The following is a 17,573-nucleotide window of genomic DNA, read 5'->3' as shown; positions in this document are numbered from 1 at the left end:
AAATCAGGCGGTGATCGTGATGTTGATCAAGTCAGAAGCGATCGTGATCCGTACCTCGGATTACGGGGAATCCAACAAAGTAGTAACCGTTTATACAAAGGATTTTGGCAAACTTGGGATTATGGCACGAGGGGCGAAAAAAACGAAAAGTCGCCTCTCTTCTGTTTCCCAGCTATTCACTCATGGCCATTTCCTTATTCAAAAGGGAAGTGGACTAGGGAGCTTGAGCCAAGGAGAAATCATCAATACTTTTCGAGGGATCAAGCAGGATATTTTTAAAACGGCATATGCAGCTTATATGGTGGAACTACTGGATAAATCGACTGAGGATAACCAAGCATCCCCAGCTCTATTCGAATTTTTGAAGCTATCCTTGACTTATTTGGATGAAGGGATAGATCCTGACATTTTGAAAGCCATATTCGAAATGAAGATGCTACGACTCTCAGGGGTGGGTCCTCAGGTAGACCGATGTGTCCTTTGTGGAAGAAAAGAGGGTATTTCTGCCTTCTCAATAGCAGAGGGAGGGTTTCTCTGTGTTCAGTGCAAATATTCTGATCCGAAGGCCCTTGGGCTAACTCCGAAAACGGCGAGGCTTTTGAATCTGATTTACTACATGGACCTGTCTAGATTAGGCAATGTTTCTGTAAAAGAAGAAACGAAACAGGCGTTGAATAAAATCCTAACTACATACCTCGATGAATACACAGGGATTCGATTAAAATCGAAACGTTTTCTTGACCAACTGCAGAAATTCGAATGAGATTTGACAAACTGGATAAAAACGATTATGATACTTTCAACAAATTTAAAACGATGCGTTGATGGAGAGGAGTACTTACAACCTCAATTCAAGCGACTCTAGGTTGGTGGGAGCTAGAGATTGAAAAGTAAGGAAGGGCGCTCTGGAGCATTACAATAAAGCGGGGATTGAGATAGAAACTTGTGCTCTTGATTTCATCCAATGATGATTTCTTGAGACAGACCTCCTCAATCCCAAATAGGGTGGAACCGCGGGTGAACTCTCGTCCCTATGTCGAGTCAGACATAGGGACGAGAGTTTTTTATGCTTGAAAACCTATGAACAGACTCAAAAAAGGAAGAAAACAAAAATTCGAACCGTGGAGGTGCATTATGAATTTACAAGATATGATTCTTACACTGCAGCGTTATTGGGCTGACCAAGGATGCTTTGTCATGCAAGCGTACGATGTAGAAAAAGGTGCGGGAACGATGAATCCGATGACATTTCTGCGAAGTATCGGACCAGAGCCATGGAATGTAGCTTATGTAGAACCGTCTCGAAGACCAGTCGATGGAAGGTATGGGGAAAATCCAAACCGTCTCTATCAGCATCACCAGTTCCAAGTCGTCATGAAGCCATCGCCGGATAACATCCAAGAGCTTTATCTGCAAAGCTTGAAGGAAATCGGTATCGACCCGGATGAGCATGACATTCGTTTTGTTGAAGACAATTGGGAAGCGCCGACTTTATCGGCTTCTGGTCTTGGTTGGGAAGTATGGCTAGATGGCATGGAAATCACCCAATTCACTTATTTCCAACAAGTAGGCGGTTTAGATGCAAAGCCTGTATCTGCTGAAATCACTTATGGTATTGAACGTCTTGCTTCTTACATACAAGACAAAGAGAATGTATTCGACTTGGAATGGCACTCAGGCATAACGTATCATGATCTTTATTATCAATCTGAATATGAACACTCGAAATATACATTTGAAGTGTCTGATACCGATATGTTGTTCAACCTATTCAACATCTATGAAAAAGAGGCAAAACGGGCAATTGAAGATCAGCTCGTGTTCCCAGGTTACGATTATGTGCTGAAATGTTCTCATGTGTTCAATCAACTTGATGCGAAGGGTTCCATATCCGTAACAGAACGGACAGGGTATATCAGCCGTGTCAGAAATCTAGCTAGAAAATGTGCGAAAGCTTACTATGAGCAAAGAGAGCAATTAGGATTTCCAATGTTGAAAGGGGCGAATGTCGATGAGTAAACAGGATCTTTTATTGGAAATCGGTCTGGAAGAAATGCCTGCACGTTTTGTTACAGATGCGATGTATCAGCTTTCTGATAAAATAGCAGGCTGGTTTACGGAAAACCGGATTCCCTTCGGTGAAGTATTGCCGTATTCAACACCTAGACGACTAGCTGTAAAAATTACGGAAGTTGCTGATAAGCAAGAGGACCAAGAAGAAGAACTAAGAGGACCTGCAAAAAAAATCGCTATTGATGATGTGGGGAATTGGTCGAAAGCTGCATTAGGCTTTGCCAGAGGTCAAGGTGTAAACCCGGAAGATCTCTTCTTTAAAGAAGTGAAGAATACAGAATATGTTTTTGCGAATAAGTTTACAACTGGGGTATCCACAATGAAGTTATTGCCTCAACTGGACAAAGTGATTCAAAACCTTCATTTTCCGAAGAACATGAGATGGGGAGACCGGGACTTTAAATTCGTCCGGCCGATCAAATGGATCCTCTTCTTATATGGGACAGAAATACCGAAACTAGAAATCGCAGGGGTCCAATCTGATCGGAAAACTTACGGGCACCGTTTTCTTGGTGAGGAAATTGAAATCGAGTCACCTGAACAATATCCGACGGATTTACTTGGTCAATTTGTCATTGCTGACCCGAAAGAACGGAAGGAAGGGATTCAAAATCAATTGGAAAACATCCAGGAGGAAGAAGGATGGAAAATCCCGATTGATGAAGGGCTGTTGGAGGAAGTGAATAATCTGGTAGAGTATCCCACTGCTTTACATGGGAAATTTGATGAAGAATTCCTGGAACTCCCGCCTGAAGTACTGATCACTTCTATGAAAGAACATCAGCGTTATTTTCCTGTGCAAAACAAAGATGGGGAGCTGCAACCTTATTTTGTGACAGTTCGAAATGGGGATCACAATCATCTAGCGAATGTTGTGAAAGGGAATGAAAAAGTATTGCGGGCGCGATTGAAAGACGCTCAATTCTTCCACAATGAGGACAAGAAAAAGTCCATAGAGCATTACCTGGATAAGCTTGAGTCAATCGTGTTCCATGAAGAATTAGGCACGATCGCTGATAAGGTTGAGCGTATCAAGACCCATGCTGCCTATTCAAGTGAATTACTACAGTTAGATTCAGATTCAGAAAGTTCCATCCAACGTGCTGCTTCAATCTGTAAATTCGATCTTGTCACTCAAATGGTGTATGAGTTCCCTGAACTGCAAGGTGTGATGGGGGAGAAATACGCAAAGCTTTTTGGAGAAGATGAAATCATAGCTGCAGCTGTCAATGAACATTATCAACCTAGATTTGCTGGAGATGCTTTGCCTGGAACGGTCGTCGGCTCAGTACTGAGTGTCTCTGATAAATTGGATACGATTGTAGGTTGCTTCGGCATCGGCATCATCCCAACAGGTTCCCAGGATCCATATGCACTAAGAAGACAAGCAGCCGGTATTTTACAAATCTTGATTCAAAAAGGTTGGCCGGTTGAACTTGAAGAATTATTGAATACAGCTCTTGATGTCTATGAAGACAACCGATTATTAAAGAATGACCGATCGGAAGTCTTCAATCAACTGATTGAATTTTTCAATATCCGTTTGAAAACGATCCTGCAAGATCAAGGTATCCGTTATGATATCATTGACGCTGTGTTGACAGGGGAATTGGGACGTGTAGACCTTCTGCTCAAAAGGGCAGAATTGATTGCTGAAAATCTGAAACACCAATCCTTCAAGGATGCGAATGTTTCATTGACGCGTGTCCTCAATATTTCTAAAAATCTGGATGAATCATTGCGCGAAATAAATCCGGAATTATTTGAGAATGATGAAGAGAAAGCGTTATATGAACTTTACTTAAGTTGTAAAAAACAAAGTGCTGACATTCAACAACCTGAGGACGTAACAGTGTTTTATGCTAAATTGATGGAACTGCCTGGTGTGATCGATCGTTACTTCGATAATACGATGGTCAATGCCGAGGACGAGGGTATCAGGGAAAATCGCAAAGCTCAGATGAAGAACTTATCAAAAGTGATCTACTCATTCGCGGATTTCAATCAGTTAGTGGTTTAAGTCTTAACGGAAAAAAGAAGACCGTACGAATTTCTGGTCTTCTTTTTCCCGTTCCTGAAAGCTTGCATTCAATTGAAAAGGATGGGTTAATGTCAATATGCTTTACTATTGATGGATTTAGGTTATATTTATTCAGAAATACTTCCTATTTTAATTCTGTATAGGATATAATGTATCCAAAAGAGTATAGCATATACTGGGCAGTAAGGTGGTGTTACCAATCGAACTGAATAATAGACAAGAACGAATAGTTGAAATCGTTAAAGATTTCGGTCCAATAACGGGAGAACAAATTGCAGATAAATTAGATCTGACCAGAGCTACACTTCGCCCTGATCTAGCTATTTTGACAATGGCAGGCTATTTGGATGCACGTCCTCGCGTCGGATATTTTTATACAGGAAAAACAAGTGCACAGCTATTGACTGAAAAGGTCCGACAGATCAAGGTCAAGGAATACTTATCACTTCCAGTTGTTGTCCAAGAATCAGCAACTGTTTACGATGCTATATGTACAATGTTTTTAGAAGATGTAGGAACATTGTTTGTCGTCAATAAAGAGGGCAGATTAGCAGGTGTCTTATCCCGTAAAGATCTATTGCGAGCCAGTATGGGGAATCAAGAGCTTACTTCAATTCCAGTAAATATCATCATGACCCGGATGCCGAATATTACGATGTGTACGAAAGAAGATCTCTTGATCGAGGTAGCAGCGAAATTGATTGATAAGCAGATTGACGCAGTCCCTGTTGTAAAAGATACATCAAGAGAAGATGCGTATGAAGTAATCGGAAGAATTACGAAAACGAATATAACAAAAGCACTAGTAGACTTTTCTAGTGACGCAATTCTATAATAATGACACCAATATCGATGAAGGAGGTACCTATGTCAGACAAAATAGAACGACCAATTGTATATGTCGTTTCCGATTCAGTGGGTGAAACAGCTGAATTAGTTGTAAAAGCTGCAGCAAGCCAGTTCAATTCTACCAGCATAGAAATCAGACGTTTCCCATACGTCGAGGATGAACAAACAGTAAGAGAAGTGGTTGCTCTAGCAAAGGATAACCAGGCAATCATCGGCTTCACTCTGGTTGTGCCAGAAATCAAAAACTACCTGATACAGTTGGCTGCTAGTGAAAGTGTACCTGCAATTGATATTGTCGGACCAATGATCACACAAATGGCAAGTGTTTTTCAAAAAAGTCCACGAAATGAGCCAGGACTTGTCCATAAACTAGATGAAGAGTACTTCAGAAAAGTAGAAGCGATCGAATTCGCGGTAAAATATGATGATGGAAGAGACCCGCGAGGGATATTGAAAGCGGACATCGTGTTAGTCGGTGTATCGCGAACCTCCAAGACTCCTCTCTCACAGTACTTAGCGTTAAAACGTTTTAAGGTTGCTAATGTTCCGATTGTCCCGGAGGTGGAGCCGCCTGAAGAATTATTCCAAGTATCTACATCCAAATGTTATGGTCTCCGTATCAGTCCTGAAAAGTTGAACGATATCCGCAGGGAACGTTTAAAAGCTCTAGGATTGGATGACCATGCCAACTATGCGAATATGAACCGTATAAAAGACGAACTGGAATACTTTGATAAAGTCGTCGATCGTCTTGGATGCAGAGTTGTAGATGTTTCCAACAAAGCGGTGGAGGAAACAGCGAACTACATTTTGAATATCCATAAAAACCGGTATCGTTAAGTAATAATCCTAGTATGAAATGAATAGATTGAAGGGGTTGACAAAAAGTAGTCTGTCAGCCCCTTCTTTTCTGTTTGCCAGTACGAAACTTATTACGGAATTAAGATTGAAACCTTGTGAAGCCTAACCATAGTGGCAGTTTTAAGCAACTCCTTTGCGAAGAAAGTATTCAATCTTTCATCAAGTATGAAAAGGATATTTGCATTTTTTGTCGAAATGTATAGATAAACGAAATCTTTATGATAGTCAACAAAAGGAAAATACGTTATAATACTCTATTGTGTGGATTTTGTACGATTTGACACTCTAGTTATGGGCTAACCACAATTTGGTTATACTATAAAAGCAGAATTCGACAATATTCTGAAATATAAAACATTGGATTGCAGGCAGGAATTATTGAGAGGATGTAGAAATAAAAGTACATGAAGAAAACGCGAAATGTGTTGGTTGATGCTGATGCTTGTCCAAATCAAATAAAGAAGGCAATCCTTGAAATCTCGAATTTCTATGAGTACAAGGTTTTTTTTATTGCCTCATACAGTCATGCTACAGATCAACATCAAAACGCAGATTGGATCATGGTTGATGCAGAACCCGAATCTGTGGATATGTACATCGTCAACCATTCAATAGAAGGTAATGTTGTCATCACCCAGGACCATGGCCTTGCGAGTCTTCTGGTATCTAAAGGCGTTAATGTCATATCACCGCGCGGGAAACGTTTTACAGAGGAAGAAATGCCTTCATTATTACAATCCCGCTATTACTCAAGTAAACTGAGACGATCAGGACATCGGACGAAAGGACCGCCCCGATTTACAGAGGAAGATGCCCGAAGGTTCAGTCAGAACTTTGAAAAAATCTTTTCTCAAGACTAAATTAAAGACATCTTCTCATTTTCTTGTTTTAAAGTAGGATAGAACAGTAAAGAATGGTGATAACATGGGATCACGGATTCCTGAAGAAACAATCGAACAAATTCAAAAATCCAACGATATCATTGATGTTGTCGGAGAATATGTTCAACTTAAGAAGCAAGGTCGTAACTACTTTGGCCTATGCCCGTTCCATAACGAAAATACCCCTTCATTCTCTGTTTCTGGCGAAAAGCAGATTTTCCGGTGTTTTGGTTGCGGTAAAGGAGGAAACGTCTTCTCGTTCCTTATGGAGGTCGAGGGTTTCACTTTCATAGAAACAATCAAGAACCTTGCAGATCGGGTAGGGATTGAATTACCAGAGTTATCTTCCTTCAATCAAAATGATCAGGTTAGTAAAGAAAAAGAAATCATGAAAGAAGGACATGGATTGCTTGCTCGTTTATATCACCATTGTTTAACAAATACCGATTACGGGCAAAAAGCAAAAGAGTACTTGTATAACAGAGGATTTACCGATGAAATGATCGAGCATTTCCAAATCGGTTATGCGCCGGATTCGTGGGAATTCGTAAGTACTTTCCTGCAGAAAAGGAACTATTCACTTCCTGCCATGCAAGAGGCTGGGCTTGTAGCAAAGCGTGAATTCGACGGGAAGTTCTTCGACCGGTTCAGAGACCGTGTCATGTTCCCAATTTGGGATAGCCAGGGGAAAAACATCGCATTTGGCGGCAGAATCCTTGGAGATGGAGAACCGAAATATTTGAACAGCCCAGAAACGAAGATTTTTAACAAAGGGAAGATTTTGTATGGATATCATCTAGCTCGGCCTGTCATGCGGAAAGAAGATAAAGTGGTCTTGTTCGAAGGTTATGTAGATGTGATTGCAGCATGGAAAGCCGGCATTTGGAACAGTGTCGCCACACTCGGCACTTCTCTGACTCCGGACCAAGCAAAACTTTTAAGCAGGAATGTCACCACGGTCATCATTTGTTATGACTCAGATAATGCCGGTATTACTGCAACATTCCGTGCCACAGAGCTTCTTGAACAAGTGAATTGCAATGTGAGGATCGCCCAGATGCCTCAAGGTCTAGACCCTGATGACTATATCCAAAAACACGGCGGGGATCGTTTTAAACAGGATGTAATAGGGGCAAGTTTGACGGTAATGGCTTTCAAGATGCAGTTCATGCGAAGAGGAAAAAATCTCCAAGATGAAGGAGAACGCATGCGCTATATCGAAGAGATACTACATGAAATTGCAAAACTTTCTAAAGCTGTTGAAAGAGACCACTATTTGAGGCAAATTGCCGAAGAATTCAACCTCTCGTTAGACGCACTGAAACAGCAACAATATCAAGCATTTTTAAGTATAAAAAGGAAAAAGGATAATGATGGTCGAAATAGGGAGAATAACCGTAAGAAATATATCGGGCAATCCTCACGGCTGTTACCTGCTTTTCATAATGCAGAAAGGATATTGTTAGCCCATATGCTGAAGGATGTGAGCCTTGCAGAGAAGGTAGAAGAACTGTTAGGTGGCGCTTTCAACATTGAGGAATATAGTGCGATTGCTGCTTACTTATATGCTTTTTACGCAGAAGGTCATACACCTGACATCAGCTTATTCTTAGAGAGGGTGGACGATCAGCGTTTGAAGCAAGTCGTTACTGAATTAGCGATGCTTACAATTAATGAGGATATATCGGATCAGGAATTATATGATTATGTCAATCAAATAAAAAAATATCCTAAATTAATTCAGATACAAGAGAAAGAGAAAGACAAAAAACGTGCAGAACGTGAACAAAAAATGGTTGAAGCTGCACAAATCGCGATGGAAATCGTCGAGCTAAAGAAAGCTCTGAAAGTCAGCAACAGAAGTTAGAAGTATGGAAGGAGGGGATCGTATGGCTGAGAAACCTAATCGCCAAGAAGCGGAAGGTGAATTAACCATCGATCAAGTAAAGGAACAATTAGTTGAACTCGGTAAGAAAAGAGGCGTCCTCACTTATAATGAAGTAACCAATAAACTTGCCCCATTTGAACAAGACTCGGAGCAAATGGATGTCTTCTATGAGTATTTGGGTGATCAAGGTATTGAAATAGTGGATGAAGAGGATGGAGATGACCCAAATATTCAAGAGGTAGTGAAAAGCGGGGATGACGAGTTCGACTTGAACGATTTAAGTGTACCTCCTGGAGTAAAAATCAATGACCCAGTCAGGATGTATTTGAAAGAAATCGGTCGTGTGGATTTATTATCTGCCGATGATGAAATCAGTCTTGCTCAAAGAATTGAACAAGGCGATGAAGAAGCAAAACGTCGATTAGCTGAAGCGAACCTTCGTCTCGTAGTAAGCATTGCGAAGCGCTATGTCGGCCGAGGAATGTTGTTCTTGGATTTGATCCAGGAAGGGAACATGGGTCTGATAAAAGCTGTTGAAAAGTTCGACTATCGTAAAGGGTATAAGTTCAGCACTTATGCAACATGGTGGATTCGTCAAGCGATTACACGTGCTATTGCAGACCAGGCACGCACAATCCGTATCCCTGTCCATATGGTTGAAACGATCAACAAACTGATCAGAGTACAGCGTCAACTTTTACAAGATATCGGACGTGAACCGACACCTGAAGAAATAGGGAAAGAAATGGAGCTTACACCTGATAAAGTAAGAGAAATCCTGAAGATCGCCCAGGAACCTGTCTCGCTTGAAACTCCGATTGGTGAAGAAGATGATTCCCACCTAGGTGACTTCATCGAAGACCAAGACGCACTTGCTCCTTCCGATGCAGCTGCTTACGAGCTATTGAAAGAACAATTAGAGGACGTACTAGATACCTTGACAGATCGTGAAGAAAACGTCCTACGTCTCCGCTTCGGACTAGACGATGGCCGTACGAGAACACTCGAAGAGGTAGGTAAGGTATTCGGTGTTACACGCGAGCGTATCCGTCAAATTGAAGCGAAAGCATTGCGTAAGCTTCGTCACCCTAGCAGAAGCAAACGTCTGAAAGACTTTTTAGAATAGGATTCCTTTAACACGAATCATCTCTGAAAATGAGATGGTTCGTTTTTTATTGTTTTGCTTAAAACGAAATCAGCGACACTCCCGCGGAAAGGGAGTGGATTTCGTAGAAGGCAATCAATCCTCGATTCCCATCTATTAGAAAAAATCACTCATCTTTGTCCTTTATTTTACTTATTTTCATCGTTATTTGCAAACTTTGTTCGGAAATTTTTGGTATTCAATTTTCTGTTCTCAATATTTTCGGACTTTTTTTAACTGTTGAAAAATTGCTGTATTTATACGTATAATTGATGTAAGCGTATACAAAGGGATTACAAAAGAACAGTCAGGAGTGGAGTATATGAACTTCGATTTAACAGATGAACAGAAAATGATTTACAAAATGATCAGGGAATTTGCTGAAGAGGAAGTAGCCCCAGGAGCAGAGCAACGGGACAAAGATAAGAAATTCCCAGTTGAAATCTTTAAAAAGCTTGGGGATCTCGGGATGATGGGTCTTCCATTTCCCGAAGAATACGGTGGAGGGGGAGCAGACACCGTCAGCTTCGCGATTGTTGTAGAGGAATTGAGCAGGGCTTGCGGATCCGCCGGGATCACATACTCCGCGCATATTTCGCTAGGTGGAGCCCCCATAAACATGTTTGGAACTGAAGAGCAAAAACAAAAATATCTGACACCGATATGTACTGGGGAGTCCCTGGGTGCTTTTGGTCTCACTGAACCGAACGCTGGCTCAGATGCGGGTGGAACCGAAACAACCGCAGTCCAACAGGACGGCGAGTGGGTCATCAACGGCAGCAAATGCTTCATTACAAATGCAAGCTATGCAAAAAACCTGGCTCTGACTGCTTTGACGGACCGCAAGGATGGAGAAAAGGAAATTACTGCATTCATCGCAAATACTGAGTCACCTGGTTTCAAGGTTATCGATAATTATGAAAAATTAGGATTGAATTCTTCGAATACGACTGAATTGATTATGGAGGATGTCCGCGTCCCAGAAGAGAACATGCTTGGAAAGAGAGGGAACGGATTCAGACAATTCCTGATGACGCTTGATGGCGGAAGAATCGGCATCGGCGCTATGGGTGTAGGAATAGCCCAGGCTGCATACGAAAAAGCATTGGCTTATGCGCAAGAAAGAAAGCAATTTGGAAAGACGCTATCAAAATTCCAGGCAACCCAATTCAAGCTTGCGGATATGGCAATGAAGATTGAACTCGCAAGGACTATGGTATATAAAGCTGCATGGTTGAAAGATCAAGGGCGTAAGTTCGCTAAAGAAGCTTCAATGGCAAAACTCTACGCATCAGAAATCTGTATGGAAGTATGTACCCAGGCGATTCAAATCCATGGTGGTTATGGTTATATGAAAGATTACCATGTTGAGAGATTTTATCGCGATGGAAGGCTTCTTGAAATCGGAGAAGGTACATCTGAAGTTCAACGAATGGTTATAGCTCGAGAGCTGGGCTGTTAACAGCTGATTTACAAATAAGGGGGATACTCAAAGTAAAGAGTCTGCCCCTTTTTTACACCATTTAAAGACAGATAATTTTGAAAATTCATAATGGAAAACGCGGAGGTGCTGGCATGTATTTGGATCAAACGATTGGTCAATTATTGAAGGAAAAAGCACAACGTTTATCAGGTAATGAGGCAGTTGTCTATAGTGAAGAGGGTATAAGACATACATATGAAGAGTTCTATGAGCTGACTGGACAAGTTGCAAAAGCACTCATGGCTTTAGGTGTCCAAAAAGGGGATCATATCGCAGCTTGGTCGACGAACAGGTTTGAGTGGTTATTATTGCAATTCGGATCCGCACGGATGGGAGCGGTGCTTGTAACAGTCAATACAAACTATCAGAAAAGCGAATTGGAATATCTATTAAAGCAATCTGATACGACGATCCTATTCATGATGGATAAATTCCGAGATACGTCTTATTTTGAAATCGTACAATCCATTGTGGGGACAACTGGTAATAACGGTCAGGTAAAATCAAACAGTCTTCCAAAGCTCAAGCAGCTTGTTTTCATGGAGGAAAATGAAGCAACTGGATTGCTCTCATGGGAAAGTTTTATAAAACTGGGAGAATCGATCACCGATAATGAATTGTCCGAGCGTGAGAACACCCTGGACCCCCATGATGTGATCAATATGCAATACACGAGCGGGACGACAGGCTTTCCGAAAGGAGTCATGCTGACACATCATAATATCGTCAATAATGGCTATCAGGTGGCTACCGCGATGAACCTTTCTGAAAAAGACCGCCTATGTATCCCGGTCCCATTTTTCCATTGTTTCGGCTGTGTGCTTGGTGTACTTGCGTGTGTTTCAGTCGGAGCAACGATGGTTCCGATTATCCAATTTGATCCTGAGCTTGTCTTAAAGACAGTTGAAAAGGAAAAATGTACAGGTCTACATGGGGTCCCTACCATGTTCATAGCAGAATTGAATCTTGATAGTTTCAATGTTTATGACCTGTCTACCCTACGAACTGGCATCATGGCTGGTTCTCCATGTCCGATCGAGGTCATGAAGAAAGTCATGAATCTGATGGGGATGGATGAAATCACAATTGCATATGGCCAGACTGAATCATCACCTGTCATCACACAAACTCGGACAGATGATCCCATCGAGAGACGAGTGGAAACGGTCGGGAAGAAGCATCCGATCGTCGAGGTGAAGATTGTCGACCCAGTGACAGGTAAAGAAGTACCTACAGGGGAGCCAGGAGAGCTATGCACAAGAGGCTACCTCGTCATGAAGGGGTATTATAATATGCCTGAAGCGACAGCGAAGGCAATTGATTCTGATGGCTGGCTCCATACTGGTGACTTAGCGACAATTGATGAGGAAGGTTATGTAAAAATAACCGGAAGATTGAAAGATATGATCATCCGTGGGGGTGAAAACATTTATCCACGGGAAATAGAGGAATTTCTATATACGAATCCTTCGATCGTCGATGTGCAAGTGATAGGAGTACCGGATGAAAAATATGGAGAAAAGGTTGCGGCATGTGTGCAAATAAAGGAAGGGGAATCTGTGACGGAAGAAGAGATCCGCTCTTATTGTGAAGGGAAAATCGCTCGGTATAAAATCCCCGAATATATCTTTTTCGTTGATGGATATCCTATGACTGCATCAGGTAAAATACAAAAATACAAACTGCGTAAACTTGCAGAAGAATTGAAAGAGAAATCAGTGAAAATCATTTGAAGTTAATTGGTTTCCAGCAGTATAGGCGGAGAATCGTGTCCAATTCATGACAAATATCTCCTCTCTCTAGTTAAGGCTTTCCTTCCTATTGATTTTCAAGTAAAATAGTAAATGGCTTGTTTACTATTACATAGGTAGGAAACACTAACAACAGAATCAACCTGCACCAGAAGGAGGATAAGAGATGAAAAGAAATCCATTGATTCCATTCGCCATTACTGCTGTATTCGGCATTGCTATTATGATTGTTTTATCTGCAGTAGGGGTTCATGAAGCGAAAGAAGAAGCAGCAGGCGGAGGAGAAGAAGTAGCGCCTGAACAACTTGTTCAACAAAACTGTACATCCTGCCATGGTCAAAACCTTGAAGGTGGTATGGGGCCTAATCTTACAGATGTCGGTTCAAAGTATAAACCTGAAGAGATCGCTGAAATCATCCAAAATGGTAAAGGCCAGATGCCAGCTCAGTCATTAAGTGCCGAAGAGGCACAAGCAGTTGCTGAATTCCTGGTTAATGGCGGCGAAGAAGGCGGCGGAGAAGAATAAGAATAGCAAGACAACAGTAAAGGCTGACTCAATAAAAATGTCTGTCACCTCCAGGACCTGGAACACAAACATCTAAGAGTCATGCCTTTTTTGTGTTTGTTCAGTGATTTGAAAGTGTACATTTATTAAAGTTGAATGATACTAAGAATAAAGCTATAGTAGGTCTGTATTTCATTATACATAATAGAATAGGTGAAAATATATGATATCCATATCCAACCGTTTACAAAAAGTGTCTACATACATACCAAAGGGCTCTATCATTGCTGATATCGGCTCTGACCATGCTTTTCTTCCGTGTTACTGTATCCAGAAAGGAATAATCAACAGGGCGATCGCTGGTGAGGTGAACCAGGGTCCTTTCCAATCAGCCTATAACCAAGTAAAAGCACTAGGATTAGAAAATCAAATCGAAGTAAAGCTGGGGGATGGGCTTGAAGTCATTTCCGCACACGAGGTATCCACTGTGGTGATTGCTGGAATGGGAGGACAATTGATCAGTAACATTTTAGAAAGAGGAAAAGATCGATTGCCTGGAGTAGAGCGGCTTATTCTTCAACCGAATATGGGAGCTCGATTCATACGTGAATGGTTTGAAAAGAATAACTGGAAACTGATCGAAGAGTCGATCCTTGAAGAAGATGAAAAAATCTATGAAATCCTTGTCGCAGAACGAACAAATACACCAGTTGTTTTCAACGAGGCTGAGAAGTTATTAGGTCCTATATTGATGAAACAGAAAAACAGCACGTTCCAAAAGAAGTGGAAACGGGAAAAGGATAACTGGGAAAAAATTCTCCTACAACTGGAGAAAGCTCTGCCATCTGATGAAGTTAGTGAAAGAAAAAAGCTTTTAAAGCAAAAAATCATTGCAGTTTCGGAGGCGATAAAGTGAATAAAAAACATGCACACGCTCAAGAGGTCATCCAACGAATGGAACAACTTGCTCCTAAATGGCTGGCGATGGAAGGAGATCCAATAGGGCTTCAAGTAGGTTCCTTAAGAAAACGGGTAAAAAAAGTCATGGTTACACTCGATGTCATAGAACCTGTCATTGATGAAGCGATCCGGGAGGATATCGATCTAATCATCGCACATCACCCTCTCATTTATATGCCATTAAAGAAAATTGATCCTGATACATCCCATGGCCGCACGATTCAAAAGCTGTTAAAGCATGATATCACGGTGTATGCTGCTCATACCAACCTTGACATCGCCACAGGCGGGGTAAATGACCTGCTTGCAGATGTCATTGGTATAGAAGATACAGAAGTTCTTGTCGAGACTCTAGAAGATCAATTGAAGAAACTGATCGTGTTTGTTCCTGAAACTCATGTTGAAGACGTTCGCAATGCTCTGGGCAATGCTGGAGCAGGTTTTATCGGCAACTATAGTCATTGTACCTTCAATACGCCCGGGACAGGGACCTTCATACCTCATGAAGGAACAAAACCTCACATCGGAGAACAAGGAAAAATGGAGTTTGTTGATGAAGTTAAGATTGAAACAATATATCCTAATAGTATTGAAAAAGACGTCCTAGCCGCTTTACGTAAATCGCATCCTTATGAAGAAGTGGCGTACGACCTTCTGCCACTTGAAAATCCAGGGAAATCACTAGGGATTGGACGAATTGGGAAACCTCAAGTAGAAATGACAGTCGGTGACCTTGCCCAACAGCTTAAAAAGTCCTTCAATCTGGGAGGAGTCCGTATTGTCGGCGACCTTCAGAAGCCAGTGAAAAAGATAGCCATTTCTGGCGGTGAAGGTAATGATTTCATCAGTAAAGCGAAGTTCAAAGGTGCGGATGTGTTCATTACAGGAGATATTAAATATCATTATGCACATGATGCCTGGATGGAAGGCATGGCGATCATCGACCCTGGTCACAATATCGAAAAAGTCATGATTGATGGGGTGGCAGACATATTGGAAGACTGGCTAAACCAAAGGAACCTCGACACGGAAGTCTATCGTTGCAAAGAACATACTGACCCATTCCAATTCATTTAGGAGATTTTTCTTAAGCCTAAGTACGGGTGGAGATTTTTTGCTTGTAGAGATAAATTTCGATTAGTAGAGATAATTTTAAATTTGTCGGGTTTCGTTCCAGAGTTTTAGATATAAAGAGCTGATTGACCACACAAAATAGCTTCATTAGGTCATATTCAGCTCTTTTTAAAGGAAAAATCATTGTAACCACGTCCCTGTATACGGGTTAAGTCTAAAAAATTGGCTGTAAATCTAAATATACAAAAAGAACTGCCGGCTCGGCAGTCCTGCTGTACTATTTTTTCGCTGCTTTTACTTTAGGCAGGATTTTGCTGGATTTAACCTTTCGTTCTCTCTTCCAAGTTGACTCATCTTCAGGATCATACTGGTCAAGGAACATGATAACTTCTTTTGTGATTGGAGTCGGGGTGGATGCTCCAGCTGTAACTGCAACCGTTTCAACGTTTTCCAACCACTCGAGCTTGATTTCCGTAACATCTGCAATCCTGTACGATGGGGTTCCTGCAATTTCCCAAGAAACCTGGGCTAGACGGTTAGAGTTATTACTTCGGGGATCTCCTACTACGAGGAGCAAATCAGCATCGACTGCTTGTACAGCAACTGCTTCTTGGCGAACTTGTGTGGCCTTGCAGATCTCCTCATGGACTTCAGCCTGTGGGTACTTTTCTTGAATCATATTAATAAGATGTTGAACATCCCATTGACTCATCGTCGTTTGATTGGTTATCAAGATTTTATCTGATTTGATATCGAGCTTTTTGACATCTTCTTCACTTTCGATCAAGTGGACGATATCGGGTGCGATCCCCATTGCCCCCTCAGGTTCAGGGTGTCCCTTTTTCCCAATGTAGGCTACGTGATACCCTTCTTCTTTCTTCTCTTTGATAAGGTCGTGTGTCACAGTCACATCAGGACAAGTCGCATCAATCGTATGCAGCCCTTTTTCACGGGCAATGCGTCTGACCTCTGGGGAGACACCATGGGCTGTAAAGATGACGGTACCTTGATCAACCTGTTTCAATATTTCCAGACGATTAGGCCCATCCAGAGTAATGATTCCTTCTTCTTCAAAGGCATCAGTAACATGTTTATTATGAACAATCATACCAAGAATGTAGATTGGTCTAGGTATTTTAGGATCACTTGCAGCTTGTCTTGCAATGACCATTGCATCGACCACTCCATAACAATATCCGCGAGGTGAGACTTTGATTACCTTCATATGAAAAGGTCCTCCTTTAATAACAAACGCTTCTCGTTTTATTATAAAGGAGGACCGATACCGTTGACAAATAAATACCGTCTATATATAGAGTTTAGGAACTGAATCCCGTTTAATTGGTTGGGGTACTGGTTTAGCATGCGTCACTTTTGGAATGGTTTTTTTCTTAGTCGGTTTCACGGAAGGCTTCCTGCTGCTAACTGGTGTAGATGTCTTTTTAGCGGTAGTTGAAGACTTCTTTTTATCAGCAGAGGATTTCTTCTTTTTCACGATGGTAGACAATTTTTTCTTTTTGTCATCGGCATTTTTGATTTCTTCTTTTTTATCTTCGTCCTTTTCTTCTGTCGAATTAGAATCAGAAGAGTAATTTTGGTATTCTTTTAATAATTCAAGCATAGACGGTATGTTCTTCACCATCGGACCATATTGCTGGATTAAAGGTCGTAAAGTATCAGCCATTTTCATCACTTTTTGTGCATTTTCAACCATACTTATGAGATTGAGTCCACCGCCTGGGTTGGGTGAAAGAAACCGAGTCAAAAAACCGGCAGATCGCGCAGCGGGAAATCCCCCTCTAAATGGCATCATTTGTCCGAATGGCGACATTGGCCCAATACCATAGGGTCCATATCCGGGAGGCATACGGTACATTAAGATGCTCCTTTCTCCTACTCTCGATAACATTACAGAAAATTGGTTATTCTGATAAACAAGATATGCGAAATTCGGATGAATGGTGTCCATCCAACAAAAGAATGGGTATATCCCCAAAAACATGGAGATTTTTTCTCCTATCCTCTATAATACTTAAAGTGGGAAATACATTTGAAGGTGATAT

15 protein-coding genes and 1 other annotated feature are annotated in these 17,573 nt (G+C 41.4%); of the genes, 13 read left to right on the top strand and 2 right to left on the bottom strand.

All coding sequences use genetic code 11. The features are described from left to right. The first annotated feature begins 19 nt into the window (after nt 1-19). From recO to ACJROX_RS19210, 13 genes are all read left to right on the top strand, one after another. Complete coding sequence (gene recO / locus ACJROX_RS19270; protein ID WP_408006820.1) at nt 20-763, top strand: DNA repair protein RecO; 744 nt, start codon at nt 20-22, stop codon at nt 761-763. 49 nt (nt 764-812) lie between these two features. Then, nucleotides 813-1,036: a binding site (T-box leader), on the top strand. A gap of 98 nt (nt 1,037-1,134) precedes the next feature. Next, nucleotides 1,135-2,019: a glycine--tRNA ligase subunit alpha gene (gene glyQ / locus ACJROX_RS19265; RefSeq protein ID WP_408006819.1), complete on the top strand. Its 885-nt coding sequence runs from the start codon at nt 1,135-1,137 to the stop codon at nt 2,017-2,019. Continuing rightward, nucleotides 2,012-4,093, top strand: a complete 2,082-nt coding sequence (gene glyS / locus ACJROX_RS19260; protein WP_408006818.1) for a glycine--tRNA ligase subunit beta — start codon at nt 2,012-2,014, stop codon at nt 4,091-4,093. Before glyQ ends, glyS begins: the two co-directional genes overlap by 8 nt. A gap of 208 nt (nt 4,094-4,301) precedes the next feature. Next, complete coding sequence (locus ACJROX_RS19255; protein WP_408006817.1) at nt 4,302-4,949, top strand: helix-turn-helix transcriptional regulator; 648 nt, start codon at nt 4,302-4,304, stop codon at nt 4,947-4,949. A 32-nt stretch (nt 4,950-4,981) separates the two neighbouring features. Next, on the top strand, nt 4,982-5,803 hold the full coding sequence (locus ACJROX_RS19250; RefSeq protein ID WP_408006816.1) for a pyruvate, water dikinase regulatory protein: 822 nt from the start codon (nt 4,982-4,984) through the stop codon (nt 5,801-5,803). Nucleotides 5,804-6,228: 425 nt separating this feature from the next. Continuing rightward, on the top strand, nt 6,229-6,684 hold the full coding sequence (locus ACJROX_RS19245) for a DUF188 domain-containing protein (RefSeq protein WP_408006814.1): 456 nt from the start codon (nt 6,229-6,231) through the stop codon (nt 6,682-6,684). Between the two features lie 64 nt (nt 6,685-6,748). Beyond that, entirely contained in the window at nt 6,749-8,572 is a 1,824-nt protein-coding gene (gene dnaG / locus ACJROX_RS19240) for a DNA primase (protein WP_408006813.1), read from the top strand. Nucleotides 8,573-8,594: 22 nt separating this feature from the next. After that, nucleotides 8,595-9,719, top strand: a complete 1,125-nt coding sequence (gene rpoD, locus ACJROX_RS19235; RefSeq protein WP_221565630.1) for an RNA polymerase sigma factor RpoD — start codon at nt 8,595-8,597, stop codon at nt 9,717-9,719. A gap of 340 nt (nt 9,720-10,059) precedes the next feature. After that, nucleotides 10,060-11,199, top strand: coding sequence for an acyl-CoA dehydrogenase family protein (locus tag ACJROX_RS19230; RefSeq protein WP_408006811.1), 1,140 nt, complete (start codon nt 10,060-10,062; stop codon nt 11,197-11,199). 113 nt (nt 11,200-11,312) lie between these two features. After that, nucleotides 11,313-12,953: an AMP-binding protein gene (locus tag ACJROX_RS19225; protein ID WP_408006809.1), complete on the top strand. Its 1,641-nt coding sequence runs from the start codon at nt 11,313-11,315 to the stop codon at nt 12,951-12,953. A gap of 184 nt (nt 12,954-13,137) precedes the next feature. Further along, nucleotides 13,138-13,497: a cytochrome c550 gene (gene cccA, locus ACJROX_RS19220; protein ID WP_408006808.1), complete on the top strand. Its 360-nt coding sequence runs from the start codon at nt 13,138-13,140 to the stop codon at nt 13,495-13,497. 202 nt (nt 13,498-13,699) lie between these two features. After that, nucleotides 13,700-14,392 (top strand): tRNA (adenine(22)-N(1))-methyltransferase, encoded by a 693-nt coding sequence (locus tag ACJROX_RS19215; protein ID WP_408006807.1) that lies wholly within the window; start codon nt 13,700-13,702, stop codon nt 14,390-14,392. Then, nucleotides 14,389-15,513, top strand: coding sequence for a Nif3-like dinuclear metal center hexameric protein (locus ACJROX_RS19210; protein WP_408006806.1), 1,125 nt, complete (start codon nt 14,389-14,391; stop codon nt 15,511-15,513). The genes ACJROX_RS19215 and ACJROX_RS19210 overlap by 4 nt, the downstream gene beginning before the upstream one ends. A gap of 274 nt (nt 15,514-15,787) precedes the next feature. Here ACJROX_RS19210 and ACJROX_RS19205 read toward each other — a convergent pair whose 3' ends face one another. After that, a complete protein-coding gene (locus ACJROX_RS19205; RefSeq protein ID WP_408006805.1) occupies nt 15,788-16,735 on the bottom strand; it encodes a 4-hydroxy-3-methylbut-2-enyl diphosphate reductase in 948 nt (315 codons plus the stop codon). Nucleotides 16,736-16,816: 81 nt separating this feature from the next. Further along, entirely contained in the window at nt 16,817-17,386 is a 570-nt protein-coding gene (vrrA, locus tag ACJROX_RS19200; RefSeq protein WP_408006804.1) for a VrrA/YqfQ family protein, read from the bottom strand. Between the last annotated feature and the right edge of the window lie 187 nt (nt 17,387-17,573).

This window comes from Pseudalkalibacillus sp. A8 (assembly GCF_045920555.1).
Lineage (GTDB): Bacteria > Bacillota > Bacilli > Bacillales > Fictibacillaceae > Pseudalkalibacillus.
The sequence above is the reverse complement of the archived record's forward strand: the minus strand, read 5'-3'. Positions and strand labels throughout refer to the sequence as shown.